This is a genomic window from Sphingopyxis sp. (assembly GCF_051861155.1).
Taxonomy (GTDB): Bacteria; Pseudomonadota; Alphaproteobacteria; order Sphingomonadales; family Sphingomonadaceae; genus Sphingopyxis.
This window is the reverse complement of record NZ_JBHYDE010000005.1, coordinates 201,491-228,087: the sequence shown is the minus strand read 5'-3', so window position 1 is coordinate 228,087 and position 26,597 is coordinate 201,491. Positions and strand designations below refer to the sequence as shown.

Annotated in this window: 26 protein-coding genes; 8 read left to right on the top strand and 18 right to left on the bottom strand. The window is 65.9% G+C overall.

The features are described 5' to 3' along the window. Window positions 1-95: 95 nt before the first annotated feature. The 3 genes from ACTIFP_RS11160 to ACTIFP_RS11150 all read right to left on the bottom strand — a co-directional run bounded on the left by ACTIFP_RS11160 (window position 96) and on the right by ACTIFP_RS11150 (window position 2,181). A complete protein-coding gene (locus ACTIFP_RS11160) occupies window positions 96-626 on the bottom strand; it encodes a GNAT family N-acetyltransferase (RefSeq protein WP_439568792.1) in 531 nt (176 codons plus the stop codon). 32 nt (window positions 627-658) lie between these two features. After that, window positions 659-1,219: a hypothetical protein gene (locus tag ACTIFP_RS11155; protein ID WP_439568791.1), complete on the bottom strand. Its 561-nt coding sequence runs from the start codon at window positions 1,217-1,219 to the stop codon at window positions 659-661. 71 nt (window positions 1,220-1,290) lie between these two features. Next, window positions 1,291-2,181 carry a metal-dependent hydrolase gene (locus tag ACTIFP_RS11150; RefSeq protein ID WP_439568790.1) on the bottom strand — a complete coding sequence of 297 codons (891 nt, stop codon included), beginning with the start codon at window positions 2,179-2,181 and terminating at the stop codon, window positions 1,291-1,293. A 58-nt stretch (window positions 2,182-2,239) separates the two neighbouring features. Between ACTIFP_RS11150 and ACTIFP_RS11145 the strand changes: the two genes are divergently transcribed. The 3 genes from ACTIFP_RS11145 (at window position 2,240) to ACTIFP_RS11135 (ending at window position 4,934) form a co-directional block, all read left to right on the top strand. Continuing rightward, the gene (locus ACTIFP_RS11145) at window positions 2,240-2,848 is read left to right on the top strand and encodes a TetR/AcrR family transcriptional regulator (RefSeq protein WP_439568789.1); all 609 of its coding nucleotides are present in this window, start codon (window positions 2,240-2,242) and stop codon (window positions 2,846-2,848) included. 177 nt (window positions 2,849-3,025) lie between these two features. Then, window positions 3,026-4,075: a GTPase ObgE gene (gene obgE / locus ACTIFP_RS11140; RefSeq protein ID WP_439568788.1), complete on the top strand. Its 1,050-nt coding sequence runs from the start codon at window positions 3,026-3,028 to the stop codon at window positions 4,073-4,075. 52 nt (window positions 4,076-4,127) lie between these two features. Beyond that, window positions 4,128-4,934: a MipA/OmpV family protein gene (locus ACTIFP_RS11135; protein WP_439568787.1), complete on the top strand. Its 807-nt coding sequence runs from the start codon at window positions 4,128-4,130 to the stop codon at window positions 4,932-4,934. 34 nt (window positions 4,935-4,968) lie between these two features. On the opposite strand, the gene ACTIFP_RS11130 is transcribed toward ACTIFP_RS11135, so the two are convergent. After that, a complete protein-coding gene (locus ACTIFP_RS11130) occupies window positions 4,969-5,355 on the bottom strand; it encodes a hypothetical protein (protein ID WP_439568786.1) in 387 nt (128 codons plus the stop codon). Between the two features lie 64 nt (window positions 5,356-5,419). Here ACTIFP_RS11130 and ACTIFP_RS11125 point away from each other — a divergent pair, with 64 nt between their 5' ends. From ACTIFP_RS11125 to sppA, 4 genes are all read left to right on the top strand, one after another. Continuing rightward, the gene (locus ACTIFP_RS11125) at window positions 5,420-5,971 is read left to right on the top strand and encodes a TetR/AcrR family transcriptional regulator (RefSeq protein WP_439568785.1); all 552 of its coding nucleotides are present in this window, start codon (window positions 5,420-5,422) and stop codon (window positions 5,969-5,971) included. Window positions 5,972-6,031: 60 nt separating this feature from the next. Next, complete coding sequence (gene proB, locus ACTIFP_RS11120) at window positions 6,032-7,138, top strand: glutamate 5-kinase (protein ID WP_439568784.1); 1,107 nt, start codon at window positions 6,032-6,034, stop codon at window positions 7,136-7,138. Window positions 7,139-7,155: 17 nt separating this feature from the next. Next, window positions 7,156-8,055: an NAD-dependent epimerase/dehydratase family protein gene (locus ACTIFP_RS11115; protein ID WP_439568885.1), complete on the top strand. Its 900-nt coding sequence runs from the start codon at window positions 7,156-7,158 to the stop codon at window positions 8,053-8,055. Between the two features lie 77 nt (window positions 8,056-8,132). Beyond that, window positions 8,133-10,115 carry a signal peptide peptidase SppA gene (gene sppA / locus ACTIFP_RS11110; RefSeq protein WP_439568783.1) on the top strand — a complete coding sequence of 661 codons (1,983 nt, stop codon included), beginning with the start codon at window positions 8,133-8,135 and terminating at the stop codon, window positions 10,113-10,115. Window positions 10,116-10,226: 111 nt separating this feature from the next. On the opposite strand, the gene ACTIFP_RS11105 is transcribed toward sppA, so the two are convergent. The 10 genes from ACTIFP_RS11105 to mdh form a co-directional block, all read right to left on the bottom strand. Beyond that, entirely contained in the window at window positions 10,227-11,129 is a 903-nt protein-coding gene (locus ACTIFP_RS11105; protein ID WP_439568782.1) for an alpha/beta fold hydrolase, read from the bottom strand. A gap of 188 nt (window positions 11,130-11,317) precedes the next feature. Further along, window positions 11,318-11,950 carry a trimeric intracellular cation channel family protein gene (locus ACTIFP_RS11100; protein WP_439568781.1) on the bottom strand — a complete coding sequence of 211 codons (633 nt, stop codon included), beginning with the start codon at window positions 11,948-11,950 and terminating at the stop codon, window positions 11,318-11,320. Window positions 11,951-11,956: 6 nt separating this feature from the next. Next, window positions 11,957-13,294 (bottom strand): amidohydrolase, encoded by a 1,338-nt coding sequence (locus ACTIFP_RS11095; protein WP_439568780.1) that lies wholly within the window; start codon window positions 13,292-13,294, stop codon window positions 11,957-11,959. 24 nt (window positions 13,295-13,318) lie between these two features. After that, window positions 13,319-14,716 carry a dihydrolipoyl dehydrogenase gene (gene lpdA, locus ACTIFP_RS11090; protein WP_439568779.1) on the bottom strand — a complete coding sequence of 466 codons (1,398 nt, stop codon included), beginning with the start codon at window positions 14,714-14,716 and terminating at the stop codon, window positions 13,319-13,321. A 44-nt stretch (window positions 14,717-14,760) separates the two neighbouring features. After that, window positions 14,761-15,054, bottom strand: coding sequence for a GIY-YIG nuclease family protein (locus ACTIFP_RS11085; protein WP_439568778.1), 294 nt, complete (start codon window positions 15,052-15,054; stop codon window positions 14,761-14,763). Window positions 15,055-15,153: 99 nt separating this feature from the next. Continuing rightward, window positions 15,154-16,395, bottom strand: coding sequence for a 2-oxoglutarate dehydrogenase complex dihydrolipoyllysine-residue succinyltransferase (odhB, locus tag ACTIFP_RS11080; protein WP_439568777.1), 1,242 nt, complete (start codon window positions 16,393-16,395; stop codon window positions 15,154-15,156). 32 nt (window positions 16,396-16,427) lie between these two features. Next, window positions 16,428-19,241 (bottom strand): 2-oxoglutarate dehydrogenase E1 component, encoded by a 2,814-nt coding sequence (locus ACTIFP_RS11075; protein WP_439568776.1) that lies wholly within the window; start codon window positions 19,239-19,241, stop codon window positions 16,428-16,430. Between the two features lie 90 nt (window positions 19,242-19,331). Then, complete coding sequence (sucD, locus tag ACTIFP_RS11070; protein WP_439568775.1) at window positions 19,332-20,222, bottom strand: succinate--CoA ligase subunit alpha; 891 nt, start codon at window positions 20,220-20,222, stop codon at window positions 19,332-19,334. Between the two features lie 23 nt (window positions 20,223-20,245). Next, entirely contained in the window at window positions 20,246-20,830 is a 585-nt protein-coding gene (locus ACTIFP_RS11065) for a hypothetical protein (RefSeq protein ID WP_439568774.1), read from the bottom strand. Beyond that, window positions 20,830-21,792, bottom strand: a complete 963-nt coding sequence (gene mdh, locus ACTIFP_RS11060) for a malate dehydrogenase (RefSeq protein ID WP_439568773.1) — start codon at window positions 21,790-21,792, stop codon at window positions 20,830-20,832. The genes ACTIFP_RS11065 and mdh overlap by 1 nt, the downstream gene beginning before the upstream one ends. 311 nt (window positions 21,793-22,103) lie before the next feature. On the opposite strand from mdh, the gene ACTIFP_RS11055 reads away from it, so the two are divergent. Continuing rightward, window positions 22,104-23,147 carry a polysaccharide deacetylase family protein gene (locus ACTIFP_RS11055; RefSeq protein ID WP_439568772.1) on the top strand — a complete coding sequence of 348 codons (1,044 nt, stop codon included), beginning with the start codon at window positions 22,104-22,106 and terminating at the stop codon, window positions 23,145-23,147. Here the strand turns inward: ACTIFP_RS11055 and zapE are convergent. From zapE to ACTIFP_RS11035, 4 genes are read right to left on the bottom strand one after another with little or no spacing between them, the layout of a single operon-like run. Next, on the bottom strand, window positions 23,100-24,239 hold the full coding sequence (gene zapE / locus ACTIFP_RS11050; RefSeq protein ID WP_439568884.1) for a cell division protein ZapE: 1,140 nt from the start codon (window positions 24,237-24,239) through the stop codon (window positions 23,100-23,102). The two genes, ACTIFP_RS11055 and zapE, sit on opposite strands and share 48 nt — an antisense overlap. Continuing rightward, window positions 24,236-24,733 (bottom strand): PaaI family thioesterase, encoded by a 498-nt coding sequence (locus ACTIFP_RS11045; protein ID WP_439568771.1) that lies wholly within the window; start codon window positions 24,731-24,733, stop codon window positions 24,236-24,238. Before ACTIFP_RS11045 ends, zapE begins: the two co-directional genes overlap by 4 nt. Beyond that, window positions 24,730-25,704, bottom strand: coding sequence for an MBL fold metallo-hydrolase (locus ACTIFP_RS11040; RefSeq protein ID WP_439568770.1), 975 nt, complete (start codon window positions 25,702-25,704; stop codon window positions 24,730-24,732). Before ACTIFP_RS11040 ends, ACTIFP_RS11045 begins: the two co-directional genes overlap by 4 nt. After that, window positions 25,704-26,486 carry a succinate dehydrogenase iron-sulfur subunit gene (locus ACTIFP_RS11035; RefSeq protein WP_439568769.1) on the bottom strand — a complete coding sequence of 261 codons (783 nt, stop codon included), beginning with the start codon at window positions 26,484-26,486 and terminating at the stop codon, window positions 25,704-25,706. Before ACTIFP_RS11035 ends, ACTIFP_RS11040 begins: the two co-directional genes overlap by 1 nt. Window positions 26,487-26,597: the final 111 nt, after the last annotated feature.

The following is a 26,597-nucleotide window of genomic DNA, read 5'->3' as shown; positions in this document are numbered from 1 at the left end:
CCTCTGAACGCGGCCGCTAGAGGTTTACACAGTCAAGAAGAACAAGGCCGATAGCGGTCCCCGCCTGCGCGGGGACGACGGCTTGCCTTCAACCGTCAGCCACCTTTGGGCCGTCCATAAATCGCCACGACATGCCCCAGCGCATCGCTCTCACCAATCCGCCGAAACCCCAGCTTCGCCGCGACGCGCTCCGATGCCTCATTGCCCGGATCGATAATGCAGCGCACTTCGCTCGCATCAAGATTCGCATCCGCCCAGCCGAGCGCCGCGGTCATCGCCTCGGTCGCAAACCCCGCGCCCCAATGGTCGGCATCGAACGCCCACCCCGCCTCGGGCAAGCCTTCGAGTTCGGGGATGCCGCGGCCGAAATAGCTTAGCCCCCCCATGCCGACGAGCGCGTCGCTCGCCCGGTCGGCGAACACCCAATAACCGAACCCCATCACCGGCCACAGCCCCGCCGAGCCAAGGAATTTGCCCCAGCTGACGTCGGGCGCGCGTGGCTCGCCGCCGATGAAGCGGGTGACGCGCTCGTCGGCCCACATCGCGACATGGACATCCTTGTCGGCAAGGCGACCGGGGCGGAGGCGCAGGCGGTCGGTTTCGATGACGGGGGCAATGATCGGCATGGGCGCGGGTGTGCCGAAGCGCGTCCGGCCGGTCAATCGGGGTTCAGATAATGATCGAACAGGTCGTGCAGCACCGCCTTGCCGTCGACCTGTTGCTTCGCCCGCATCACCGCGAGGCTATCGACGCGGGTCAGCACGTCGACGTGACGCAGCACGACATGATAATGCGGGCGATCGCGGAAATCGTGGAACAGCAAGATGCAGTCGGGCTTGCAGTGGATGATCGCCTGCAACAGGCATGCGACGCGAAAGCGCCCGTCGATCAGCACCGCATCGGGGCTGCCCCCCATGCCGCGCCAGATCTGACTGTGATAGCGCGGCCAGTCGCGGATGCGGCCTTCGTCGACCGGATAACCCCATTCGCCGACCGGGCCGATGTCGGCGTGGAACGGTGTGAATTCCACCGCCTCGCCCGCGATGTCGGCCTGGACCTTCGCCAGCCAAGCGGGGTCGCTGTCGACGCTGACGATCCGCCGCACCTGCCGCGCCGCGACCAGGGTGCTGCCACCGCAGCCGAATTCGAGTAGCGACGACAGCCCCGCCAATTGCAGCTCGAACTGCGTGACTTCCGCCGCCGACATCTGTGGTTGCATGGTCCCCTCCACCATCAAGGGGATATGGGACGCGATGCGCGGCGTCTAGTCGGGACCGGCGGCGACCAAAATCAGGCGGCGGCGAGTTCCTCGCGCGGCGTCGACGCCTGCGTCGGCATGACCGCGTCGGCATAGTCGCTTTCATGCAGCTTGATCAGCGCGCGGTCGTCGTGGTTCCACGGGTGGAAACCCGGCAGGAAATAGCTGAGCCACGGCAGGAAGCTTTTGCGCAGGACGCCGGGCTTGCCGAGCAGATACCACCAGATGCGCGCCGTGACGCGCCAGCCGGTCAGGCCGTCCTGCTTGAGCAAATTCTTCATGCCCTTGATCCGCTTCGGCCAGAAGCGGCTGGTGACGAGCAGCATCATGATCGACTTGGCGCGCCAGCGGCGGAACCGGCTCCAGTCCTTCGTCGCGTGCAGCCAGGTGTCGTATGCGACGCCCTTATGCTCGATCTCTTCGATCGCGTGCCATTTCCACAGCGCCGCCCATTCGGGTTCGGCGCCCGCATACATGCTGTCGTCGCGCAGCATCACCGATGCCATCATCGCGGTATAATGTTCGAGTGCGATCGTCGCCATCAGGTTGACGATCTGCGGCCGCTGCTTGATCAGGTCGAGCACCTGATTCACATCGGCCTCGAGCTCGGACAGGTCGTACCCCGCCTCCGCCGCCTTTTTGTTGAAGACGACATGTTCGCGGCTGTGGATCACTTCCTGCTGGGTGAACGCCCGGATTTCGCGTGCCAGCTTGTCGGGCACGCCGTCGCGGTGCGCCTTCACCGCCTCGATGAACATTGCCTCGCCGCGCGGAAAGGTCACCGACAGCGCGGTGTGGAAGGCCGAGGCGATCGGGTCGCCGTTCAGCCACCAGCGGCCCTGTTTGTCGTCGCGGCCAAAGCGCATGTCGCGCGGGGTGATCGACAGGTCGGCGGGAGTCGGGGAGAGGGAAAGGCTGGACATATGGGTCATACCGTCGAAAAGGGGCGATGGGGTGGTTCAATAGGGTTTACTTACATATATGTCAATAGTGAAGAAGCGCCTGAGTCCCGAAGAAAGCCGGTCGGCGGCGCTCGAGGCCGCGCGGCATATCCTGATCGAAATGGGCCCCGCGGCGGTGACGCTGAAGGCGGTCGCGGCGCGCATCGACCGCACCCACGCCAACCTGCTGCACCATTTCGGCAGCGCCGCCGGGCTGCAAAAGGCGCTCGCCGCCTATCAGGCCGAAACCGTGTGCGCGACGATTGGCCGGAAAATGGCCGAATCGCCGCCGGGCGAGCGCAATGTCCGCGAGATTGTCGATCTCGCCTTTGACGCGTTCAACAGCGGCGGTGCCGGGGCGCTTGCGACCTGGATGGCGGCGACGGGCAACGAGGACGCGCTCGACCCGATCGTCGAGGCGATCCACCGCCTGATCGACGGCATGGCGCCCGACGCGCATGAAAAGCGGCTGATGCACGAAGACACGCTGGCGCTGGTACTGATGGCGCTGGGCGATGCGCAGATGGGTGGGCCGATGGCCGAGGCGCTCGACCTGCCGCGCGATACGTCGCGCGTGCTGGCGACCGAACTGATCACCGGACGCATCGCCAAATTCTGGGCGGAGCATGGCGGCAAGCCGCACGGCTGAGGGCTGGCAATTTTATTACGCACGAGCTAAAGGGCGGCCAATTCCCGCTTCCCCGTTCGTGTCGAGCGAAGTCGAGACACCCCACGGGCTGGCACGGCCGAGGGGCATCTCGACTTCGCTCGATGCGAGCGGGATTTACAAATAGCTCCCGTCTTTCATGCCCCTAAAGGCCCCGCCATGCATTTCCTCGACCAAGCCAAGATATACATCAAGTCCGGCGACGGCGGCCCCGGCGCCGTGTCGTTCCGGCGCGAGAAATATATCGAATACGGCGGCCCCGACGGCGGCAACGGCGGCAAGGGCGGCGACATCATCTTTGAAGCCGTCGCCGGGCTCAATACGCTGATCGACTTTCGCTATACCCAGCATTTCAAGGCGAAGCGCGGCACCCCGGGGGCGGGACGCGACCGCACCGGCGCGGGCGGCCCCGATCTGGTCATCCAAGTGCCGATCGGCACCCAGATCCTCGACGATGATGAGGACCGCACCCTGCTCGCCGACCTGACCAAGGAGGGCGAGACGCTCGTTTTCCTGCGCGGCGGCGACGGCGGGCGCGGCAATGCAAGTTACAAGACCAGCACCAACCGCGCCCCGCGCCAGCACGGCCCCGGCTGGCCGGGCGAGGAAAAATGGGTGTGGCTGCGGCTGAAGCTGCTTGCCGACGCAGGCCTCGTCGGCCTGCCCAACGCGGGCAAATCGACCTTCATCAACGGCGTCACCAACGCCCAAGCCAAGGTCGGCGCTTACGCCTTCACCACCCTGCGCCCGCAGCTCGGGGTGGTCAGCCACAAGGGCAATGAATTTGTCGTTGCCGACATCCCTGGCCTGATCGAAGGGGCCGCCGACGGCGCCGGGGTCGGCGACCGTTTCCTCGGCCATATCGAACGCTGCCGCGTGCTGCTCCATCTGGTCGACGCCAATGACGAAGATGTTGCGACCAGCTATCGCATCGTGCGCGACGAATTGGAGGCCTATGGCGCCGATCTGGTCGACAAGCCGGTGATCGTCGCCTTGAACAAGATCGACACGCTCGACGACGAACTGGTCGCGGCGCTGTCGGCCGAACTCGCTGCGGAAAGCGGCCATCCGGTGATGGCGCTGTCGGGGGCGAGCGGCGCGGGGGTCGGCCCGGTACTCGACAAGCTGCTCGAGATCATCGGCCCCGAAAAGCGCGCGGGCGGCCGCGGCGACGACGGCGAAGAAACGACCGACTGGTCGCCGGTCTAGGAACGAATGCGGCTGCCGGAGCTTTCTGATTGGGAACAATAAGGAATTCGGGATGCCCAATCGCCGCCTTTCGCGCCATCTTCTCCTCGCCGCATCGCCGATCGTCGCCCTCGCCGCGCTGCCCGTGCACGCGCAGGAAACCGGCGACAAACCCGAAAAGCGCACCCGGATCATCATCGGGCCACAGCTGTCGCCGTCGTGGCCGGGATCGAAGGATCTATCGGTTGGCCCCTATTTCGATCTGTCGCGCGAGCGCGAAGGCACCGAATTCACCTTCGAAGCCGCGGACGAGAGCTTTGGCGCCCCGCTCATCCAATCCGGCAACCTCGCGTTCGGGCCGGCCCTGGGATTCATCGGCAAACGCACCGCCGCCGACATCGGCGCTGACCTGCCGAAAGTCGGTTTCACGATCGAGGCGGGCGGCTTTGCCCAGGTATCGCTGACCCCGGCGATCCGCGTCCGCGTCGAGGGCCGCAAGGGGCTGAGCGGTCACAAGGGCTGGGTCGGAGAAGTCAGCGCCGACTATGTCGCGCGCGACGGCGACGACTGGCTGTTTTCGGTCGGGCCGCGCGTGACGCTGGGCGACGCGAAATACAGCAACGCCTATTTCGGCGTGACCCCCGCGGCCGCGCTCACCTCCGGCCTGCCTGCCTATGATCCGGGCGGCGGCATCCAGTCGGTCGGGCTGACCGCGGGCTATCACCGGATGCTCGGCAGGAACTGGGGGTTCGCGGTTTACGGCCGCTATGACCGGCTCATCGGCGATGCGGCCGATTCGCCGGTCACCCGCAATCTGGGGTCGCGCAGCCAGCCGTCGGTCGGCCTTGCGCTCAGCTACACCTTCGGCGGAAAACGCTAAGATCTCGGACGAAATCCGGCAGCGCCGCGGTCGTTCAGGGGCGGATGCCCGCGACGATCAGCACCAACGCGGCGCCCATCAGCACCCAGCCGGGGTGGCGGCCGCGTGTCGCCCAGCCATTCATCACCATCGCGTGCAGATAAAAGCCGCCGACGACCAGCGCGACGGCGAGCCGCAAATGCGGCGCCCAGCCGCCGCCGACCGCGATCAGCGCGAGTCCGCCGATCAGCCATGCGATCGTGCTGATATGGAGAAGCGGCGACACCAGCCGCCGGATCGGCAGCGAGACGTGCGAACGCGCGAGCGCCGCGTCGATCGGGCGAACCATATGCCGCTGCATGACGATCCCGTGAAAGATCGCAACCCCCGCCCCGACGACTCCGGCCAGCAACAGCGCGATATTCTGATCGATCATATCCATACACCCCTGTATGGTGATAGCAGCGTCGATGGCGCATTTCAATACAGTGATGTATGGTCCGGCGATGACCGATCGTTTGAGCAAGACCGACTGGCTGGACCACGGCCTGAAAACGCTGGCAAAAGACGGCATCAGCGCGGTCAAGGCCGACCCGATGGCCAAGGCGCTTGCCGTGTCTCGCGGCAGTTTTTACTGGCATTTTCGTGATATAGCCGACTTCCGCGCACAATTGCTGCAGCACTGGCAAGACCAGATGACCGACCGGATCATCGACGAGCATGCGGTCGCCGACGGAGCGGAAGACGCGCTGGCGCAGCTGATCCGGCGCGGGTTCGGGACGCGGCAGCGGCTGGACCATGCGATCCGCGCCTGGGCGCTGGACGACCGGCAAGTGGCGACCGAGGTCGCCGGCGTCGATGCCCGGCGGGTCGCCCATATCGCCAAATTGCTGGAAGCGGCAGGGATCGACCAGCACAGCGCACGACCCCGCGCCACGTTTCTCTACTGGGCTGCGCTCGGTCAGGCGATGGTCGCCGATCCCGCATTGGCGGCGCTCGACGTGGCGCGGATCGACGAAATCGGGCGGTTGTTCAGCGCGCCGCCGCCGCCGCGCTAAATTTGCTGCCGCCCAAGCGACCGATTGGCACATGCGGCGCGGCGCGCTAACGCACGGCGCATGCTGCTGTTCGCGCCCTCCGTCTGTTCGCGCCTGATCGTCAAGATCGGGTCGGCGCTGCTCGTCGATCCCGATGGCGCGGTGCGCCGCGACTGGCTGGCCGGGATCGCCGCCGACATCGCCGAACGGAGGCGCGCGGGGCAGCAGGTCGCGGTGGTATCGTCGGGCGCGATCGCGCTCGGTGCGCGGCGGCTTGGGCTGGCGAAGGGGGGCCGTGGGACGCTGGAGGACGCGCAGGCCGCCGCCGCGACGGGGCAGATCGCGCTGTCGCAAGTGTGGGCCGACGTGCTGGGCGCCGAGGGGCTGACCGCAGCGCAGATTTTGGTCACGCTCGACGACCTCGAACATCGCCGCCGCTATCTTAACGCCGCCGCCACGCTCGACCGGCTGCTCAGCCTGGGCGTCGTACCGATCATCAACGAGAACGACAGCGTCGCGACCGAGGAAATCCGCTTCGGAGACAACGACCGCCTCGCCGCGCGCGTCGCACAGGCGGCGGGCGCGGGCGGCGTCGTGCTGCTGTCCGACATCGACGGCCTTTACGATCGCAACCCGGCACAGCCCGGCGCCAATCATATCGCGCGGATCGAACGCATCGACGCCAGCATCGAGGCGATGGCGGATACCGGATCGGCGTCGGGCATGGGATCGGGCGGCATGGTGTCGAAAATCGCCGCGGCGCGCATCGCCAACGCCGCGGGCGCGCATCTCGCGATCGCCTCGGGCCGCATCGACCGGCCGCTGTCGACCGCGGCGCGGCACAGCCTGTTCGTCGCCGAAAAGGGCGCCAGCGCGCGCAAGGCGTGGCTCGCGGGCGGATTGACCGCCAAGGGACGGCTGACGATCGATGCCGGGGCCGCGCGGGCGCTGCGCGGCGGCGCCAGCCTGCTCGCGGCGGGGGTGAACAGCGTGGCGGGTGCCTTTGCCCGCGGCGACGTGCTCGACATCGCCGGTCCCGACGGCGCGGTGATCGCGCGCGGGCTGTCCGAATATCCGGGCGCCGATGCCGCCGCGATCGTCGGCCTGGGCCGCGACGCGCAGGAAGCGGCGCTCGGCTACGCGCCGCGCAGCGCGATGGTCCACCGCGACCATATGGTGCTGCTGTGACCCAGCCCGTGCTGGCGATGACCGGCGCAACCGGCTTCGTCGGCGGCGCGGCGATGCGCGATGCGATCGCGGCGGGATGGCATGTCCGCGCCCTCACCCGCCGCCCGCAAGCCGAGCGCGACGGCGTGACATGGATCGCGGGCGCGCTCGACAAACCGGACAGCCTTGCCGAAATGGCACAGGGCAGCGATGCCGTCATGCACATCGCGGGGGTCGTCAATGTCCCGACCCGCGCAGCATTCGAGGCAGGCAATGCGACCGCGACAGCAAATGTTGTCGAGGCCGCGCGCGGCGCGGGCGTGTCACGTTTTGTCCACGTCTCGTCGCTCGCGGCGCGCGAACCCGCGCTTTCCGACTATGGCTGGTCAAAAGAGCGCGCCGAGGCGGTTGTGCAGGCCAGCGAACTCGACTGGACGATCGTTCGCCCGCCCGCGGTGTTCGGCCCCGGCGATACCGAAATGCTCGACCTGTTCCGCATGGCGCGGCGCGGCATCGCGCTGTTGCCGCCCAAGGGGCGCATGTCGGCGATCTATGTCGACGATCTGGCGCGCCTGCTCGTCGCGCTGGCGGCCGATCGCGATACCAGCGTCGGCGCGATCTACGAGCCCGACGACGGCCGAGCGGACGGTTGGTCACACCGCAGCTTTGCCCGCGCGATCGGGCGCGCGGTGGGGCGCAGCCATGTCGCGACGCTCGCCATTCCGGCCGCGGTGCTCAAGGCGGGCGGGCGGATCGACAAGCTGGTCCGCCGCGGCCGCGCCAAGCTGACCCCCGACCGCGCGCGCTATATCGCGCATCCCGATTGGGTCGCGGCGACGGGCGCGCATCCACCCGCGGCGCTGTGGCGCCCCGAACGCGGCACCGACGACGCGCTCACCGAAACGGTGCGCTGGTACCGCCGCGAAGGCTGGCTCTGACGTCGCCGATAGGGCTGGATGACCCACCCGTCGAAGCGTGCATTGCCAAGGGCGAACCGCGTCCCTAGGTTTGCGGCATGACCGACACCACCGCCAACACCTCGAACGACCCCGCCGGCCCCTGGGCGATCCCCGTGCGCCGCCCGCTGCCCGGCGACGACAAGCCCAAATCGACGACCAGTTTTCCGCGCAAGGTGTGGAAACTGCTGGTGGCAATCAAGGACGCGCTCGCGCTCATCTTTCTGCTGCTGTTCTTCGTCGTGCTGTTCGGCCTGCTCGCGGGGCGCCCCAACGCCGGACTGCCGGTCAGCGAGGGCGCGCTGCTGATCGAGCTCGACGGGGTGGTCAGCGAACAGCCCGCCGAAGTCGACACCTTCACCGCGCTGTCGGGCGGCAACCAGCTTCAGGAAATCCGCGTCCGCGACGTCGTCCATGCGCTGGAAAGCGCCGCCGACGACAAGCGCGTGACCTCGGTCGTGCTCGACCTCGACCGCTTCCTTGGCGGCGGGCAGGTCTCGCTCGCTGAAATCGGCACCGCGATCGACAAGGTCCGCGCCAAGAAAAAGCCGGTGCTGGCCTTTGCCACTGCCTACACCACCGACAGCTATCAGATCGCCTCGCACGCCAGCGAAATATGGGCCGACAGCATCGGCGGCGTCGCCATCGCCGGTCCCGGCGGATCGCGGCTCTATTACAAGGGGCTGATGGACCGGCTGGGTATCACCGCGAACATCTATCGCGTCGGCACCTTCAAAAGCGCGGTCGAACCTTTCCTGCGCAGCGACCAGTCGCCCGAAGCGAAAGAGGCCAACCTCGCCTATGCCAGCGTGCTGTGGGACAATTGGCTGACCGACGTCAAAAGGGCGCGGCCGGCGGCCAAGATCGACGCCTATATCGCCGACACCGCTGGCGCGGTGCGCGCGGCGGGCAATGACCTGTCGAAAGCATCGCTCGACGCCGGGCTGGTCGACAAGCTGGGCAGCCGGATGGCGTTCAACACCCGCGTCGCCGAAATCAGCGGCGCCTATGATGACAGCAAGCCGTGGGAATATAATGCGATCCCGCTCGAAAACTGGGTCGCCGCCAACCCGCCCGAACTGAACGGCAGCGCGATCGCGGTCATCCCCGTCGTCGGCGAGATCGTCGATGGCGAGGCGCCGTCGGGTATCGCCGGGGGCGCCACTGTTGCGCAGCATATCCTCGACGCCGCCGCCGACGATAGTACCAAGGCGATCGTGCTGCGCGTCGATTCGCCCGGCGGATCGGTGCTCGCGTCCGAAGAAATCCGTCAGGCGTTGCTCGCCGCCAAGGCAAAAAAACTGCCGATCGTGGTGTCGATGGCCAATGTCGCGGCATCGGGCGGCTATTGGATCGCCACCCCCGCCGACCGCATCTTTGCCGAGCCCGAGACGATCACCGGATCGATCGGTGTGTTCGGCATCCTGCCCAGCTTCGATCAGGCGCTCGCCAAGATCGGGGTCACCGCCGACGGCATCGCGACGACACCGCTGTCGGGCCAGCCCGACGTGTTCGGCGGCGTCAACGACGAATTCAACGCGCTGGCGCAGGCGAGCGTCGAGGACATCTACGCCCGCTTCACCGGGCTGGTCGCGAAAAGCCGCAAACAGCCGCTGGAGAAGGTGCAGGCGATCGCCGAAGGTCGCGTCTGGGCCGGCGGCACCGCACGCCAGCTGGGGCTGGTCGACCAGTTCGGCGGCTTGCCCGCGGCGCTGGCGGCGGCGGCGAAACTCGCCAAGGTCGATGGCGATTTCCACGCCAAATATTATGAGGACGAGCCGAGCGAATTTGCCAAGATGCTCGCCAATTGGGGCAAGGGCGAAGAGGAAAGTGCCGCCGCGCCGCGCGGCTGGTTCGGTATCGCGGCGATGAACCGCCAGCTGACCGAACGGCGGCTGATGCAGGATATGGCGATGCTGACTCAAAGCGGATCGGTGCAGGCCGCGTGCCTCGATTGCCGCGGCTACCTGCCCGCGGTGCCGCGGCCGGGTGCGGCCGAGGCGAAGGGCTTTTTCGCGACGGTGGCGCTGTTGTTGAAATAATCGTTCGTCATTGCGAGGAGCGAAGCGACGCGGCAATCCAGAGTGTGCGTAAACCGCACTGGATTGCTTCGGTACGCTCGCAATGACGTATTAGTTGACGACCGCTAACTCTCAGGCAGCCACCGCAACACCCTTCGCATGCCCCGCAATCGCATCGGCCAGCGTATCGACCAGCGCCAGCGGCAGGTCATGCCCCATGCCGGGAATCGTCAGCAGCTGCGCCCCCGCGATGTTATCCGCGGTGTCGCGCCCCGCGGCCAGCGGCACCAGCGGGTCGTCCTCGCCATGCACGACCAACGTCGGCGCGGTGATCGATTTCAGCAGGGCGCGCCGATCGCCGTCGGCAACAATCGCCGCCATCTGCCGCGCGACGCCTTGCGGGTACCAGCCGCGCTCAAAATCGGCGCGGACGCGGCGCTGGAGCCGCTCCTCCGCCGCCGGATAGCCGGGGCTGCCGATCACCCGCGCGGTGCGCACCGAATAGGCGATCATATCCTCGGGATCGCCGCTCATCGGACGGTTCGCCAGCGCCTGCATCGCTTCCTTACGCGCGCGCGGCAGGCGACGGTTGCCCGTGCTCGACATGATCGAGGTCAGCGACAGGGTGCGGTCTGGATAACGCGCCGCGATATGCTGGGCGATCATCCCGCCCATCGACGCGCCGACGATATGCGCGCGGGCGATCCCCAGATGATCGAGCAGCGCGATGCCGTCGGCGGCCATATCGGCAAGCGTATAGGCGGGGCGCACCGGCAGGCCGATCGCCGCCTTCACGAACATCCATTTGAGGTTCGGCACTCCCGCGGCGTCGAAGCGCGTCGACAGACCGACGTCGCGATTGTCATAACGGATGGTGCGAAACCCGTGCGCGTTCAGCGCGTCGACGAATTCGTCGGGCCACAAGGTCAGCTGCCCGCCCAGCCCCATCACCAGCAGGATCACCGGGGCGTCCTTTGCCCCCTTGTCCTCATAAGTGATATTGATGCCGTTGGCGGTCGTTTGCGCGATGGTCATGCTGCGAAAATCCTTTGGCCGGTTTCCGCCACCATGGCGCAGTTGACGCGAACGTCAAGCCGGGCATCGAGAGCCTAACGCGCCGCCTCTCGTCCGTTCGTGTCGAGCGAAGTCGAGACACGCGAAGTCAGGCACGAACTCTGCGTGTCTCGACTTCGCTCGACACGATCGGGATGGTGGACAGCGCGCTAAACGCCTGTCTTGGGGTCGCGATACGCTGGCAGCGCGAGCGACCAGCGGATCGCTGCACCACGCAGGATGAACCCGGCGACCGCGCCGACCACCGCCGCAACCGGCGTGCCGGTGCCCAGCCACAGCAAAAGCAGGAACAGCCCCGACGCGAGCGCCGCCGCGGTCACATAAATTTCCGGGCGCACGATGATCGACGGCACCCCCGCCAATATGTCGCGAATGGTGCCGCCGACGCAGCCGGTGATGACGCCCATCAGCAGCGCCGGGGCGGGCGGCACCCCCCACGCCAGCGCCTTGGCGGTACCGAACACCGCATAGGCCGCCAGCCCGACCGCGTCGGCCCATTCGAGCAATTGCCCCTGCCACCAGCGTTCGGGGGTCAACCACACGACCAGCGCGATCGCGATGCACACCGCCGAAATCGCCCCGTCCTGCACCCAGAACACCGGCGCGCCGATCAACAGGTCGCGCACGCTGCCGCCGCCGACCCCGGTGACCAGCGCAAAGAAGGCGGCGGTGACCAATGTCTGGCGCAGCCGCACCGCCATCAACGCCCCCGACAAGGCGAACACGCCGATTCCCGCCAGGTCGAGCAGGCGGACGATCAGTACATTGTCGAAATCGAACATCGGCGCCTACTTCGCGCCCGGCCGCACCCCGCCGATGACCGACAGGACGATCGCCGACACCGCGCCGCGGATCACCGGTTCGGCCTGCGGGGCAAAGAAGGGCGAATGGTTGGTCGGGATCGGCTGACCCTTGGCCTTCAGATCGGCGAGCACCGCGGGATCATAGCCGCCGATCGCGAAATAGAGCGACGGGATGCCCGCATCCACAAACTCCGAATAATCCTCGCTCGCCGACACCGGGGCCGCGCTGGCGGGCGCAAACAGCAATTTGTCGCCGAACACCGGTTTCAGGATCTCAAAGCCGTTTGCCGCCATCGTCTCGTCATTCACCAGACTGGCGGTGCCGGTCAGGTAGGTGATCGTCGGTTCGGGCGCATTGCCCATCATCGCCGCCGCCTTGGCCGAACGCTCGGCGCCCGAGCGCAGCAGCTGGCGCACCTCGGGGGTCAGCGAGCGGATGTTGACCTTCACCTCGGCGCTGTCGGGAATGATGTTGGGCGCGCTGCCCGCATTGATCGCACCGATCGTCAGCACGCCAAAGGCATAGGGATCCTTTTCGCGGCTGATCACCGTCTGCACATCGGTGACGAAGCGCGCCGCGATCGGGATCGGGTCGAGCGTCGCCGACGGCATCGAACCATGACCGCCGCGGCCGTGGAACAGGATCGAATAGCTGTCGGAGGCCGAGAAGGCGGTGCCCGCCTTGATCCCCACCGTGCCGGTCGGGCCGTTCAGCACATGCGCGGCAAAGCCATAGTCGGGCTTGGGAAAGCGCGTGAGCAGCCCGTCGTCGAGCATCGCCTTCGCGCCCTTCAAGATCTCCTCGGCGGGCTGACCGATCAGCACCACGGTGCCCGACCAGCTGTCGCGCATTGTGCTCAAGGCCTGCGCGACGCCGACCAGATAGGCGACGTGGGTGTCGTGACCGCACGCGTGCATGACCGGCGCATCCTTGCCCTCATAAGTGGCGCGCGCCTTGCTCGCCCAGGCGAGCCCGGTCTTTTCCTCCATCGGCAGCGCGTCCATGTCGGCGCGGATCAGGATCGTCGGGCCTTCGCCATTTTTCAGGACGCCGACGACGCCGGTGCCGCCGACCTTCTCGGTCACAGTGAAGCCCGCCTTACGCAGATGCTGCGCCAATATGCCCGCGGTGCGAACCTCCTGCATCCCGAGTTCGGGGTTCTGGTGCAGATCGCGGTACAGCGCATCGAGCGCCGGGTAATTTTTGTCGAGCAGCGCGGTCAGCCGCGCGTTGGCGGCATTCAGGTCGGGAGCTGCCTGCGCGCCCGTCGCGGTGAGGGAGAGGGTCAGCGAAGCCGCTACCCAGAGCCAATGCTTCGCCATAATCTCTCTCCCCCGTTATTGCCGTCAGATGTGGATCGGCTTGCCCGTCACCGCCATCGCGGCTTCCTTGATCGCTTCGCTGTGCGTCGGATGCGCGTGACAAGTATAGGCGATATCTTCCGACGTCGCGCCAAATTCCATCGCCTGCGCGGCCTGCGCGATCATCGTGCCGGCGACGCTGGCAATGCACCACACGCCCAGCACGCGGTCGGTCTTGGCGTCCGCAATGATCTTCACGAAACCGTCGGGCTCGTGGTTGGTCTTGGCGCGGCTGTTGCCCGCCATCGGGAACTTGCCGACCTTGACCTCACCCTTTTCCTTGGCCTGCTCTTCGGTCAGGCCGACCCCGGCGATTTCGGGCCAGGTATAGACGACCGACGGAATGACATCATGGTTCACGATGCCGGTCTGGCCCGCGATATTCTCGGCGCAGGCGATGCCCTCGTCCTCGGCCTTGTGCGCCAGCATCGGGCCGGGAATGACGTCGCCGATCGCCCAGATGCCGGGAACCTGCGTGCTGAAATCATGGTCGGTTTCGATCTGGCCGCGCGCATTGACCGCCAGCCCCGCCTTGTCGAGCGCGAGGCCGTCCGTATTCGGACGGCGCCCGATCGACACCAGCACCACATCGGCCTCGAGCGTCTCCGCTTCGCCGCCCGCGGCGGGTTCCAGCGTCAGCACCGCCTTCTTGCCCTTCACGACCGCGCCGGTGACCTTGGTCTTCAGCTTGAACTCGATGCCCTGCTTCTTGAAGATGCGGTTCGCATCCTTGCGGACATCGGCGTCCATGCCGGGCAAGATCTGGTCGAGATATTCGACGCAGGTGACCTTGGCGCCCAGCCGGCGCCACACGCTCCCGAGCTCAAGCCCGATCACACCGCCACCGATGACGACCATATGACCCGGCACCTTGGCCAGCTCGAGCGCGCCCGTTGAATCGACGATGATCTGCTTGTCATTGTCGACATCGACCCCGGGCAGCGGGGTCACCGACGATCCGGTGGCGATGATGATGTTCTTGGCGCGATAGGTCTTGCCCGCCACCGCGACGCTGTCCTTGCCGGTGAACGCCGCATAGCCCTTCAGCCAGTCGACCTTGTTCTTCTTGAACAGAAACTCGATCCCGCCGGTCAGCCCCTTGACCGCATCGACGCGCTGCGCGTGCATCGCGGGCAGGTTCAGCTTGGGGGTCACGTCGATCCCCATCTTCGCCATCGCGCCATTCGCCGCGGCGTCATAATATTCCGACGCGTGCAGCATCGCCTTTGACGGAATGCAGCCGACGTTGAGGCACGTACCGCCCAACGTCGCGCGCCCGTCGGCGCAGGCGGTCTTGAGCCCTAGCTGCGCCGCACGGATCGCCGCGACATAACCGCCGGGACCAGCACCGATGACAAGGACGTCGTAGTCGTAATCAGCCATAACTCACTCCGTTTGTGTTCCTGCGAACGCAGGAACCCAGGGCGTCAAAGCGAAAGCCTGTCGAACAAATCCAGCCATTGTGGATTGTCCCGTTCGATCAGTTCAACCTTCCACGCCCGTTTCCATTTCTTCATTTGCAGTTCGCGATGACGAGCCTGCTGAATGTCATCAAACGCTTCGTACCAGACCAGCCTGTGGCACCCATATTTCTTGGTGAAACTTTCCACCACCTCATTGCGATGCTGCCACACTCGGGCCAGCAGGTCACTGGTAACGCCAAGATACAATGTGCCGTTTCGCGCGCTTGCCATCAGATAGAGATAGCCCGGCCGGTTCATTTTGCATCTCCGTGTTCCTGCGAAAGCGGGAACCCAGGGTCAGATTGCACCGTCATTGCATCCTGCCCTGGGCTCCTGCGTTCGCAGGAGCACAAACTATTACAAATCGATCAACAACCGCGTCGGATCCTCGATCGCTTCCTTGATCGTCTTGAGGAAGTTGACCGCCTCGCGGCCGTCGATCAGGCGGTGGTCGTAGCTGAGCGCCAGATACATCATCGGGCGGATCACGATCTCGCCGTTCCGCACGACCGGACGGTCCTCGATGCGGTGGAGGCCGAGCACCGCCGACTGCGGCGGGTTGATGATCGGGGTCGACATCAGGCCGCCGAACACGCCGCCGTTCGAGATGGTGAAGGTGCCGCCGGTCATGTCGTCCATCGTCAGCGTGCCGTCCTTGGCGCGCTTGCCAAGGTCGGCGATCGCCTTTTCGATTTCGGCAAAGCTCAGGCCGTCGGCGTTGCGGACGACCGGCACGACCAGCCCGTTCGGCGCGCTGACCGCGACCGACACGTCGAGATAATCGTGATAGACGATTTCGTCGCCGTCGATGCGCGCGTTGACCGCCGGGATGTCATGCGCCGCGAGCGCGACCGCCTTGGTGAAAAAGCTCATGAAGCCCAGGCGGACACCATGCTTTTTCTCGAACGTCTCGCGATATTTGTCGCGCGTCGCCATTACCGCCGACATGTCGACGTCGTTGAACGTCGTCAGCATCGCCGCGGTGTCCTGCGCCGCCTTCAACCGCTTGGCGATGGTCTGGCGCATCCGTGTCATCTTGACGCGCTCTTCGCGACGGCCCGGGGCGCCCGATGGGGCGGGGGCAGCGGCGACGGCGGCGGGCGCCGCGGCGGGGGCTTCGGGCGCTGCATTGGCGGCGGCGAGGACATCTTCCTTGGTCAGGCGGCCGTCCTTGCCGGTGCCCTTGATCTTGCTGGGGTCAAGGCCATGCTCGAGCACCAGGCGGCGCACCGCGGGCGACAGCGTCGTCACCGAATCCTCGCCCGTGGTGGCGGGCGCCGGGGCGGCGGCCTCGGCCTTTGCAGCGGGAGCTGCGGTGGCGGCGGGCGCAGCGGCTGGTGCGGGTGTAGCGGCGGCGGCACCGCCCGCTTCGATCGTCGCAATCGTCGCGCCGACATTGACGGTGTCGCCGACCGCGGCGACCTGCTGGCCCATCACCCCCGCCACCGGCGACGGCACTTCGACCGCCACCTTGTCGGTCTCAAGGCTGGCGATCGGCTCGTCGAGTGCGACCGCTTCGCCCGGCTGTTTCAGCCATTCGCCGATCGTCGCTTCGGTGACGCTTTCGCCCAGCGTGGGGACTTTGACTTCGGTGCTCATAGGTGCAGTTCCTTGGGGGTCTTATGCCTGGATCAGGCTTTATTCTTGCTGCGGCGAATTTCGGCCCGAACGCTCAGGCCCAGCGCGTCGGCGACCAGCGCCGCCTGCTCGGTCTGGTGGCGGCTCATCAGGCCCGTCGCGGGCGACGCCGCGGCGGCGCGGCCCGCATAGCGCGGCCGCATGCCCTTTTTGCCCGCTTCGGTCAGCGCGTCCTCGATCAGTTCGTTGACGAAGAACCAACTGCCATTGTTGCGCGGCTCTTCCTGTGCCCAGACGACATCTTCCAGCTTCGGCATCCGCTTCAACCGCACCGCCAGCGGATCGCCGGGGAAGGGATAGAGCTGCTCGATGCGGATCACCGTCGTGTCGGTCAGCCCTGCGGCATCGCGCGCTTCCATCAGGTCGTAACCGACCTTGCCCGAACACAGCACGACGCGCTTGATGTCGGCGTCGGCAGGCGGGGTGCGGTCGGACATGATGCGGCGGAAATGCGCCTCGCCGATGAAGTCGCTGCGCTGCGACACCGCCAGCTTATGGCGGAGCAACGATTTCGGCGTCATGATGATCAGCGGCTTGCGGAACGGGCGCAGCATCTGGCGGCGCAGGACGTGGAAATAGTTCGACGGGGTCGAAATATTGCACACCTGGATATTGTCGCCCGCGCACAGCTGGAGGAAACGTTCGAGCCGCGCCGAGCTATGCTCCGGCCCCTGCCCTTCATAGCCGTGCGGCAACAGCATCACGAGGCCGTTGGCGCGCAGCCATTTGGCCTCGCCCGACGCGATGAACTGGTCGATCATGATCTGCGCGCCATTGGCGAAATCGCCGAACTGCGCTTCCCACAGCACGAGGGTCTTCGGATCGGCCATGGCATAGCCATATTCGAAGCCGAGCACGCCATATTCGGACAAGGGGCTGTCGAGCACCTCGAACCGGCCATGCGGCACCTGTTCGAGCGGCAGATAGCGACCGCCGGTATTCTGGTCGATCCAGACCGCGTGCCGCTGGCTGAAGGTGCCGCGACCCGAATCCTGGCCCGACAGGCGGACGGCATAGCCTTCTGACACCAGCGATCCGAAGGCGAGCGCTTCGCCGGTCGCCCAGTCGAAGCCTTCGCCCTTGTCGAACATCTCGCGCTTCGCCTCGAGCACGCGGCGCAGCGTCTTGTGCACCTCATGGCCTTCGGGGATCGTCGTCAGCGTGCGGCCGAGGCTTTCCATCAGCTTCTTGTCGATGCCGGTCTCGATGTTGCGGCGCGCGGTTTCCGGGTCGGCGGGCATGTGCAGGCCCGACCAGCGACCGGCGAACCAGTCCGCCTTGTTCGCCTTGTAGGTCTTGCCGGCCTCGAACTCGACCTCGAGCTGATCCGAGAAGGTCTTGGCGGTGCCGTCGATCCAGTCCTGCGTCACCACGCCTTCGGCGATCAGACGATCGCCATAGATCTTGCTGACCTTGGGATGCTGGCGGATCTTCGCGTACATCTGCGGCTGGGTGAAGCTGGGCTCGTCGCCCTCGTTATGGCCGAAGCGGCGATAGCACCACATGTCGATCACGACGTCGCGCTTGAACTGCTGGCGGAAATCGATCGCGAGCTTGCAGGCAAAGGTCACCGCTTCGGGATCGTCACCGTTGACGTGCAGGATCGGCGCCATCACCCCCTTTGCCACATCCGACGGATAGGGCGACGAGCGCGCATATTGCGGGCTGGTGGTGAAACCGATCTGGTTGTTGACGATGAAGTGGATGCAGCCGCCGGTGTTGTACCCGCGGATGCCCGAGAAGCCGAGGCATTCCCACACGATCCCCTGCCCCGCGAACGCCGCGTCGCCGTGGATCAACACCGGCAGCACCTGCTCATGCTTGGCGAGGTCGTCGCGCACCACCTGCTGCGCGCGCACCTTGCCGAGCACCACGGGATCGACCGCTTCGAGGTGCGAGGGGTTGGGGACCAGCGACATATGCACCGACGCGCCGCCGAACTCGCGGTCGGTCGAGGTGCCAAGGTGATATTTGACGTCGCCCGAACCGCCGATGTCGTCGGGGTTCGCCGATCCGCCGGCAAATTCGTGGAAGATGATCTTGTACGGCTTGGCCATGACGTTCGCGAGCATGTTCAGGCGCCCGCGGTGCGCCATGCCGTAAACGATTTCCCTGACCCCGTATTGGCCGCCATATTTGATGATGGCTTCCATCGCGGGGATCATGCTCTCGCCGCCGTCGAGCCCGAACCGCTTGGTCCCGACATATTTTTTGGCGAGGAATTTTTCCCATTCCTCGGCCTCGATCACCTTGTTCAGGATGGCCCGTTTGCCCTCGACCGAAAATTCGATGATCTTGTCGGCGCCTTCCATCCGTTCCTGCAGGAACTGGCGCTCCTCGATGTCGGCGATGTGCATATATTCGAGGCCGACATTGCCGCAATAATTGGCGCGCAGGATCGCGACGATCTCGCGCACCGTCGCGCGTTCGAGTCCCAGCGTCCCGCCCAGCCACACCGGCCGGTCCTGATCGGCGCCGGCGAAGCCATGATATTCGGGGGTCAGATCGGCGGGCAGCTCGCGCTGGGTCAGCCCCAGCGGGTCGAGATTGGCGGCCAGATGCCCGCGCACGCGATAGGTGCGGATCAGCATCATCGCGCGGATCGAATCCTGCGCGGCGCGTTCGACTTCGGCGTTCGACAGCGGAGCACCGCCCTTGGCGGCGGCGGCCTTGACCGCAACCTGCATCTGCTGCGGGTCGAGCGCGGCGGTCAGGTCGTCGCTGTCGATCTGCGGCCAGTTCTTCGGCGCCCAGCTGGGGCCGGGCTGCGGCTCGTCGATGTCAAAGCTTTGTCGTTCGAGGTTCATTGTCTTTTCCATTCTCGAGAGAGAAATGGCTCCGGGGAGGATATGGGAGCAACGCCCGCTAACAACGACTGTTGCCAGCGGGCGCTTAAATCACACGCGTTCTTTCAGCACTTCGACCAGCGTGGTGCCGAGTTCGGACGGGCTGGCCGACATGGTGATGCCCGCGGCTTCCATCGCCGCGATCTTGCTTTCGGCGTCGCCCTTGCCGCCCGACACGATTGCCCCTGCATGTCCCATGCGGCGGCCCGGAGGTGCGGTGCGGCCCGCGATGAAACCCGCCATCGGCTTTTTGCGGCCGCGCTTGGCTTCGTCGATCAGGAACTGCGCCGCCTGCTCCTCGGCATCGCCGCCGATTTCGCCGATCATGATGATCGACTTGGTCGCCTCGTCGGCGAGGAAGAGTTCGAGCACGTCGATGAAGTTGGTGCCGTTGACCGGGTCGCCGCCGATGCCGACCGCGGTCGTCTGGCCCAGGCCCGCATTGGTGGTCTGGAACACCGCCTCATAGGTCAGCGTGCCCGAGCGCGAGACGACGCCGACGCTGCCCTTCGAAAAAATGCTGCCCGGCATGATGCCGATCTTGCATTCGCCCGGGGTCAGCACGCCGGGGCAGTTCGGGCCGATCAGGCGCGATTTCGAACCCGACAGCGCGCGCTTCACCTTGACCATGTCGAGCACCGGAATGCCTTCGGTGATGCAGACGATCAGCTCCATCTCGGCGTCGATCGCCTCGAGGATCGAGTCCGCGGCGAACGGCGGCGGGACATAGACGCAGCTCGCGGTCGCGCCGGTGACCGCCTTCGCCTCGGCGACGGTGTCGAACATCGGCAGGCCGATATGCGTCGTGCCGCCCTTGCCCGGCGTCACGCCGCCGACCATCTGCGTGCCATAGGCGAGCGCCTGTTCGGTGTGGAAGGTGCCGGTCGCACCGGTCATCCCTTGCGTGATGACCTTGGTATTTTTGTCGATGAGGATGGACATTATGTCACCTTTGCTTGTGCTTGCTAATTGACCGTGAACGAGTGGATCATCTTCGATCCCGCATCGCTCGCGACGTACCGAATATTGAGATTGGCTCCGGAAACCCGATAGTTCTTTAACGGAAGGCCTGGAAAAGATGCCTCGGCGGAGACGCGCGCATCGCCAAGCAATGCTTCGTCGAGAGCCGTCGAATCGAGATCCCAGGCCATCACTTCGCACTGGCTCTGCATCTGTTGTGGCAAGTCGGGATAGTCGAACAGACCGATGGTCAGTTCCACGCCGTCCCTTGTGTAGGTCCACGCGCTATTCCGCGTGTAGACGCGATCCTCGCTCTTTTTCTTGCCGTTAACGACCACCCGATTTTTCACCGGCAACGAAAGCGGGTCGACCGTTTGCCAACCCTCTGACGCTGCCAGCGCACGAACCGCGGCGGGCGACGCCGCCGTATCGACGCACACACGCATTAGCTCGCGCGCCGCTGTCGCCGACGCCGACGCAACCTTGTCCTGCGCAACGGCAGGGGCCGTGTCTCCGCTTGCCTGCCCAGACACGGGCACGACTGCGGCTGCGGAGAGCAAAGTCGCCGACAGGGCTCGCCGCCAGATCATCACGCCAGCGACGAATCCAGCGCCTTGCACGCGTCGAGCAGTTCCTTGACCGCGTCGACCGACACCTGCAGGCCTGCCTTGTCTTCGGTATCAAGTTCGATCTCGACGATCTTCTCGACCCCGCCCGCTCCGATCAGCACCGGAACGCCGACATACAGGCCGTCGAGGCCATATTGGCCGTCGACATAAGCGGCGCAGGGCAGGATGCGCTTCTGGTCACCCAGATAGGCTTCGGCCATCGCAATACCGCTCGCTGCCGGGGCATAAAAAGCCGAGCCGGTGCCGAGCAGCGCGACGATCTCGCCGCCGCCGCCGCGGGTGCGCTTGACGATCGCGTCGATCTTGTCCTGGCTCGACAGGCCCATCTTGACCAGATCAGGAACCGGGATGCCGTTGACCGTCGAATAGCGCGTCACCGGCACCATCGTATCGCCATGGCCGCCGAGCACGAAGGTGTTCACATCCTTCACCGACACGTCAAATTCATCGGCGATGAAGTGGCTGAAGCGCGCCGAATCGAGCACGCCCGCCATGCCGACGACCTTGTTGTGCGGCAGGCCCGAAAATTCGCGCAGCGCCCACACCATCGCGTCCAAAGGATTGGTGATGCAGATGACGAAGGCGTCGGGGGCGTTGGCCTTGATGCCTTCGCCGACGGCCTTCATGACCTTCAGGTTGATGCCGAGCAGGTCGTCGCGGCTCATCCCCGGCTTGCGGGCGACCCCGGCGGTGACGATGATGACGTCGGCGCCCGCGATGTCCTTGTAATCGTTCGAGCCGGTGATCTTCGCGTCGAAGCCCGCGATCGGGCCGACCTGCGACAGGTCGAGCGCCTTGCCCTGCGGCACGCCTTCGACCACGTCGAACAGGACGACGTCGCCCAGTTCCTTCTGCGCGGCGAGCAGCGCCAGCGTCCCGCCGATATTCCCGGCTCCGATCAAAGCGATCTTCTTGCGTCCCATGGCGCGCGGCACTCCCTTCTGGCAAGCCCGGCAATTGGTTCAAAGATCGTCGGCACACGGGCTAAAGTGCCATGTCGATCCCAAGACTGGCGACGCCCCTACGCCGATTCCCTTAACGAAACAACCGCGAAAAGGTCGAAAATCCGCCTTTTTTTGCAAATAGTTCGCAATAACAATAAAGCGCCAGATGCTCTCGCTCGGAGATGCGATCGGGTGGACAATGCTGCAAGGGCATGACAGGTTTCGCGGGGGCAAGGTGCCGCAGGGCGGGGTTAACCCTCCCTTATTGCTGCGATGCTAGGCGCGAGGGGATGACGCGGGCAATCATCAGTTTCGATACCGAATTGTCGGCCGGGCTGTATCAGCGCGGCGCCGATGCGCGTGCCAATTTCGACAGTTCGATCCTGGGCCGTTGCCGCGATGGCGATTTCGGCATCCATTTCCAGATGGACATGCTCGAACGCCACGGCCTGACCGGGGTGTTCTTCGTCGATCCGATGCCGGCGCTGGTTTACGGCCCCGGGGTTATCGACGCGATCGTCCGCCCCATCGTCGACCGCGGGCATGAGGTCCAGGTGCATATCCACACCGAATGGCTGGCCTTCGCGCGCTTCAACCCCGTCGGTCGTCTGGTTGGGCGCAACATCGGCGATTTTCCGCTGGCGGCGCAAAAGAAGCTGATCGGGCTGGCGCGTGACATATTGGTCGGCGCCGGCGCGCCCAAACCGGTCGCCTTTCGCGCCGGCAATTTCGGCGCCAATGACGACACGCTGCGCGCGCTGGCCGCGCTCGGTTTCGGTTTCGACAGCAGCTTCAACGGGGCGTGGCAGGGACAGGGTTGCGACATCTCGCTCGACGCCGGGAACCTTGGCATGCGGCTGCACCATGGCGTCGTCGAAGTGCCGGTCAGCGGGCTGATGGACCGCGCCAGCCGCTTTCGCCCGGCACAGCTGTGCGCGATGTCGGAAGAAGAAATGCGCGACGCGCTCGATCATGCCGCGGCGAGCGGCGCGATCCAGTTTTCGGTGTTCAGCCACAGTTTCGAATTGCTGAGCCGCGACCGCAAGGTTGCCAACCGGCTCGCCATTTCGCGGATGGAGGCGCTGTGCCGTGCCGTTGCCGACGACCCGCGCGTCACCAGCGGCGGCCTTGCTACCCTGCCGCCGCCACCGCCGCGTCCGCCCCGAATCCACGTCCCCGCCCCGCGGCCGCTACGCACCATGCGCCGGGTCATACAACAGGGATATGGCCACCTCGCCCACGAGGTGCGTTATGTCCGCGACGTTATCGCGGTGGCGATCAACTCGTCACGCTGGGGGAAAATTGCCAGCGGCGTCCTGCTCGCCATGGCCTAGTGCCAGATAGTCGTCGGACTGCATTTCGGACAGGCGGCTCGCCGTCCGTTCGAATTCGAACGCGCCGTCTCCGGCGACATAGAGCGCATCGGGCATTGCCGCCGCGCTGGCCAGCAGCTTGACCTTATATTCGTACAGCGCGTCGATCAGCGTCACGAAGCGCGCCGCTTCGTTGCGGTTTTCCGGCCCCATGCGCGGGATGCCGACGATAATCACGGTGTGGAAATGCCGCGCGACCGCCAGATAATCCGACGCCCCGCGCGCCTCGGCGCACAGCCGCTTGAACGAAAAGACGGCGACCCCCTTCAGCGCCTTCGGCACATGCAGCGTCCGCGCGCCGCCCAGGTCGAGATCGAGCGTCGGGACATGCGCGCGGTCCTCGGGCGGATAGTCGGTCAGGCGGAAGAACGCCGCCGACAGCGCCGCGCTCGCCGCGTCGTCGGCGGGGACAAACCAGCGCGCGCCATCGCCCAGCCGGTCGCGGCGGTAATCGGTCGGCCCGTTCAGTCCCATCACGTCGAGTTTCGCTTCGACCAGCGCGATGAAGGGCAGGAAATGCTCGCGGTTCAGCCCGTCCTTATACAGGTCCGACGGCGGGCGGTTCGAAGTTGCGACGACGGTCACCCCGCGGTCGATCAGCGCGGTGAACAGGCGCGAAAGTATCATCGCATCGGCGCTGTTGTTGACCACCATCTCGTCGAACGCGAGGCAGCGGGTGTTTTCGACCAGCGCATCGGCAACCAGCGGGATCGGGTCGCCCGCCTCGCTTTTGCGCACCTCGCGCATCCGGGCATGGACGTCGAGCATGAAGGCGTGGAAATGGACGCGCCGTTTGCGCTGGATGTGCAGCTGGTCGTAGAACAGGTCCATCAGCATCGATTTGCCGCGCCCGACCGCGCCCCACAGGTAGACGCCGCGAGGGCTCTCGGGCTTGCGTCCGGTCAGCCGCCACAGCAGACTGCCACGCGGCGGCACCGCCTCCAGCTCCGCCTGCAACAGGTTCAGCCGTTCGGCGGCGGCGCGCTGCTCGGCGTCGGGCCGAAGCTCGCCGCCCACAACAAGCGCGTCATAGGCCGACAGCACCGACATCAGCCGCGATCCTTGCTCGCCTTGCGAATGGTGCCCGCAAAGGTCAGGACGATATGCTCGTCGCCCTCGCCCTGCACCACCAGCCCGCGCAGGAAGATCAGGCGCCCGGTCTCGCGCACCAGCTCGACCACCGCGTCCAGGGGCTCGCCAAGCCGACCCGCGCCGACGAACTGCGTCGACAGGTCGAGCGTCACCGAATGACCGGCGTTGAGCGAGCCGAACTGATGCGACGCCGCAAACAGCGCGATGTCGACCAGCGCCAGCGTCACCGCGCCATGGACATTGTCGCCCAGATTGCTGTGTTTGCGTGTCGGAATCATGCGCACCCGCGCACACGGGCGGCCATCGGAGGTCGGCGGCTCGACCCGGACGGTCAGGGGCTCGATGAAGCTGTTGAAGCGGCTCGCGTCCTTGAGATCCCAGCTCAGCCAGCCATCGTCCAGCGCCTCGGCGCTGAAATGGTCGCGCCGCTTCGGTTCCTCGATCCCGTCATTCATGCCGTGCAATATCCGTCCAGTTTTCCCGCGCGGATCAGCCCGCCATAATAGTCCGCCATCGCTTTGGCCCGCACGCTGTCATCGCCGATCCACCGCGACGCGCCCGCGAGCCAGCCCGCCGAACAGCCCTCAAGCGCGCCCGCGCCGCGCGCGCAAGCGATAAAATCGCCAAAGGCGCCGCGCCAGCGATGGAAATCCGCAATCGGCATGATCGGGCCGTGCCCCGGCACCACCTGCTCGGCGCCCGATGCGGCGACATCGTCCAGCGCCTTTAACCAACCCTCGGGGCAGGCGGTGTCGAGGAACGGGGCGGGGACGGTCACCAGATCGCCAACGATCGCGCGCTTCTGGTCCGCGTCGTAAAGCCACAAGTCGCGTGTCGTCGCCGCCCGGTGTGCGATACGCAGCGACAACGGACGGCCCGCGATCGTCATGTCGCGCGGTTCATCGACGATCACGTCGGGCCGCAGTTCGCCCCCGCGCGCGATGGTCGCAAGGTCGCCCTCGACATCGGCGCGCGCCGCGGCGGGCAGCGTGCCGTCGGCGAGCGCGCGGCGCGACGCTGCGGCGCTGGTCGCCAGAAAGCCGGTCAGCGCGCCATCGATCGCCGAGGTGCCATAGATTTTGACCCCGGGATGCGCCGCCCTCAGCGCCGGATTGCCGCTGACATGATCGAGGTGCCAGTGGGTGTTGACGATCGCGACAAGCGGGAAGCCAAGCCCGCTGAGCCCCTGCCGGATCGCCGTGAGATGCTCGGCACCGCGGCCGGTATCGACGAGTATCGAACCTTCGGGTCCATAGAGGATCACGCTATTGCCGTCGGGCGAGCGGCCCGGCGCGAAGCTGCCGCCGATCAGGAAGGTCGCCCCGCCAATGCCATGCGCATAGGTGCGGGGCGCGGGAACGGTTTCGACCGCGGGCTTTGTCGTGCAGGAAGCGAGCGCCAGTGCGGCGAACGCCCCCCAGCGCATCAGACTTGCCGCTCGGCTTCCAGCTTCTTGATCTCGGCGATCGCGCGCGCCGGGCTCAGCCCCTTGGGGCAGGCGTTCGAGCAGTTCATGATCGTGTGGCAGCGATAGAGGCGGAAGGGATCTTCCAGCTCGTCGAGCCGCTCACCGGTCATCTCGTCGCGGCTGTCGGCGAGCCAGCGATAGGCCTGGAGGAGGATCGCCGGGCCGAGGAACTTGTCGCTGTTCCACCAATAGCTGGGGCAGCTGGTCGAGCAACAGGCGCACAGGATGCACTCGTAAAGGCCGTCGAGCTTTTCGCGCTCGGCGGGCGACTGGAGGCGTTCCTTGCCGCTCGGCGTCGTCGTCTTGGTTTTCAGCCACGGTTCGATCGACGCATATTGCGCATAGAAATGGGTGAAGTCGGGGACCAGATCCTTGATCACGTCCATCGCGGGCAGCGGGGTGATGGTGATCGCGCCCTTCAAATCCTCGATCGCGGTGGTGCAGGCGAGGCCGTTCTTGCCGTTCATGTTCATCGAACAGCTGCCGCAAATGCCCTCGCGGCACGACCGGCGGAAGGTCAGCGAGCTGTCCTGCTCGCTCTTCATCTTGATCAGCGCGTCGAGCACCATCGGGCCGCATTTTTCGGTGTCGATCTCGAACGTGTCGAAACGCGGATTTTCGCCGCTGTCGGGGTCGTAGCGATAGACTTTGAACGTCTTGACCGCGGCCGCGCCCTCGGCCTTGTGGACCTTGCCCACCTTTTGCGGGCGGCTGTTCTTGGGCAGGCGGAATTCGGCCATGTCGCGGGGCTCCCCTATACAATTGCGCGCTGCCTAGACCCGATTGGCAGGGACGACAAGAGGTTGAAAGCGCGAAAGCCGCTGGCAGGTGCGCGGGCAAGGCGCTAGGGC

Bases quoted from the DNA above. Each gene is read 5' to 3' on its own strand.
- ACTIFP_RS11160 (WP_439568792.1), bottom strand. From the start codon at position 626: ATGCCGATCATTGCCCCCGTCATCGAAACCGACCGCCTGCGCCTCCGC.
- ACTIFP_RS11155 (WP_439568791.1), bottom strand. From the start codon at position 1,219: ATGCAACCACAGATGTCGGCGGCGGAAGTCACGCAGTTCGAGCTGCAA.
- ACTIFP_RS11150 (WP_439568790.1), bottom strand. From the start codon at position 2,181: ATGTCCAGCCTTTCCCTCTCCCCGACTCCCGCCGACCTGTCGATCACC.
- ACTIFP_RS11145 (WP_439568789.1), top strand. From the start codon at position 2,240: ATGTCAATAGTGAAGAAGCGCCTGAGTCCCGAAGAAAGCCGGTCGGCG.
- obgE (WP_439568788.1), top strand. From the start codon at position 3,026: ATGCATTTCCTCGACCAAGCCAAGATATACATCAAGTCCGGCGACGGC.
- ACTIFP_RS11135 (WP_439568787.1), top strand. From the start codon at position 4,128: ATGCCCAATCGCCGCCTTTCGCGCCATCTTCTCCTCGCCGCATCGCCG.
- ACTIFP_RS11130 (WP_439568786.1), bottom strand. From the start codon at position 5,355: ATGGATATGATCGATCAGAATATCGCGCTGTTGCTGGCCGGAGTCGTC.
- ACTIFP_RS11125 (WP_439568785.1), top strand. From the start codon at position 5,420: ATGACCGATCGTTTGAGCAAGACCGACTGGCTGGACCACGGCCTGAAA.
- proB (WP_439568784.1), top strand. From the start codon at position 6,032: ATGCTGCTGTTCGCGCCCTCCGTCTGTTCGCGCCTGATCGTCAAGATC.
- ACTIFP_RS11115 (WP_439568885.1), top strand. From the start codon at position 7,156: ATGACCGGCGCAACCGGCTTCGTCGGCGGCGCGGCGATGCGCGATGCG.
- sppA (WP_439568783.1), top strand. From the start codon at position 8,133: ATGACCGACACCACCGCCAACACCTCGAACGACCCCGCCGGCCCCTGG.
- ACTIFP_RS11105 (WP_439568782.1), bottom strand. From the start codon at position 11,129: ATGACCATCGCGCAAACGACCGCCAACGGCATCAATATCACTTATGAG.
- ACTIFP_RS11100 (WP_439568781.1), bottom strand. From the start codon at position 11,950: ATGTTCGATTTCGACAATGTACTGATCGTCCGCCTGCTCGACCTGGCG.
- ACTIFP_RS11095 (WP_439568780.1), bottom strand. From the start codon at position 13,294: ATGGCGAAGCATTGGCTCTGGGTAGCGGCTTCGCTGACCCTCTCCCTC.
- lpdA (WP_439568779.1), bottom strand. From the start codon at position 14,716: ATGGCTGATTACGACTACGACGTCCTTGTCATCGGTGCTGGTCCCGGC.
- ACTIFP_RS11085 (WP_439568778.1), bottom strand. From the start codon at position 15,054: ATGAACCGGCCGGGCTATCTCTATCTGATGGCAAGCGCGCGAAACGGC.
- odhB (WP_439568777.1), bottom strand. From the start codon at position 16,395: ATGAGCACCGAAGTCAAAGTCCCCACGCTGGGCGAAAGCGTCACCGAA.
- ACTIFP_RS11075 (WP_439568776.1), bottom strand. From the start codon at position 19,241: ATGAACCTCGAACGACAAAGCTTTGACATCGACGAGCCGCAGCCCGGC.
- sucD (WP_439568775.1), bottom strand. From the start codon at position 20,222: ATGTCCATCCTCATCGACAAAAATACCAAGGTCATCACGCAAGGGATG.
- ACTIFP_RS11065 (WP_439568774.1), bottom strand. From the start codon at position 20,830: ATGATCTGGCGGCGAGCCCTGTCGGCGACTTTGCTCTCCGCAGCCGCA.
- mdh (WP_439568773.1), bottom strand. From the start codon at position 21,792: ATGGGACGCAAGAAGATCGCTTTGATCGGAGCCGGGAATATCGGCGGG.
- ACTIFP_RS11055 (WP_439568772.1), top strand. From the start codon at position 22,104: ATGACGCGGGCAATCATCAGTTTCGATACCGAATTGTCGGCCGGGCTG.
- ACTIFP_RS11045 (WP_439568771.1), bottom strand. From the start codon at position 24,733: ATGAATGACGGGATCGAGGAACCGAAGCGGCGCGACCATTTCAGCGCC.
- ACTIFP_RS11040 (WP_439568770.1), bottom strand. From the start codon at position 25,704: ATGCGCTGGGGGGCGTTCGCCGCACTGGCGCTCGCTTCCTGCACGACA.
- ACTIFP_RS11035 (WP_439568769.1), bottom strand. From the start codon at position 26,486: ATGGCCGAATTCCGCCTGCCCAAGAACAGCCGCCCGCAAAAGGTGGGC.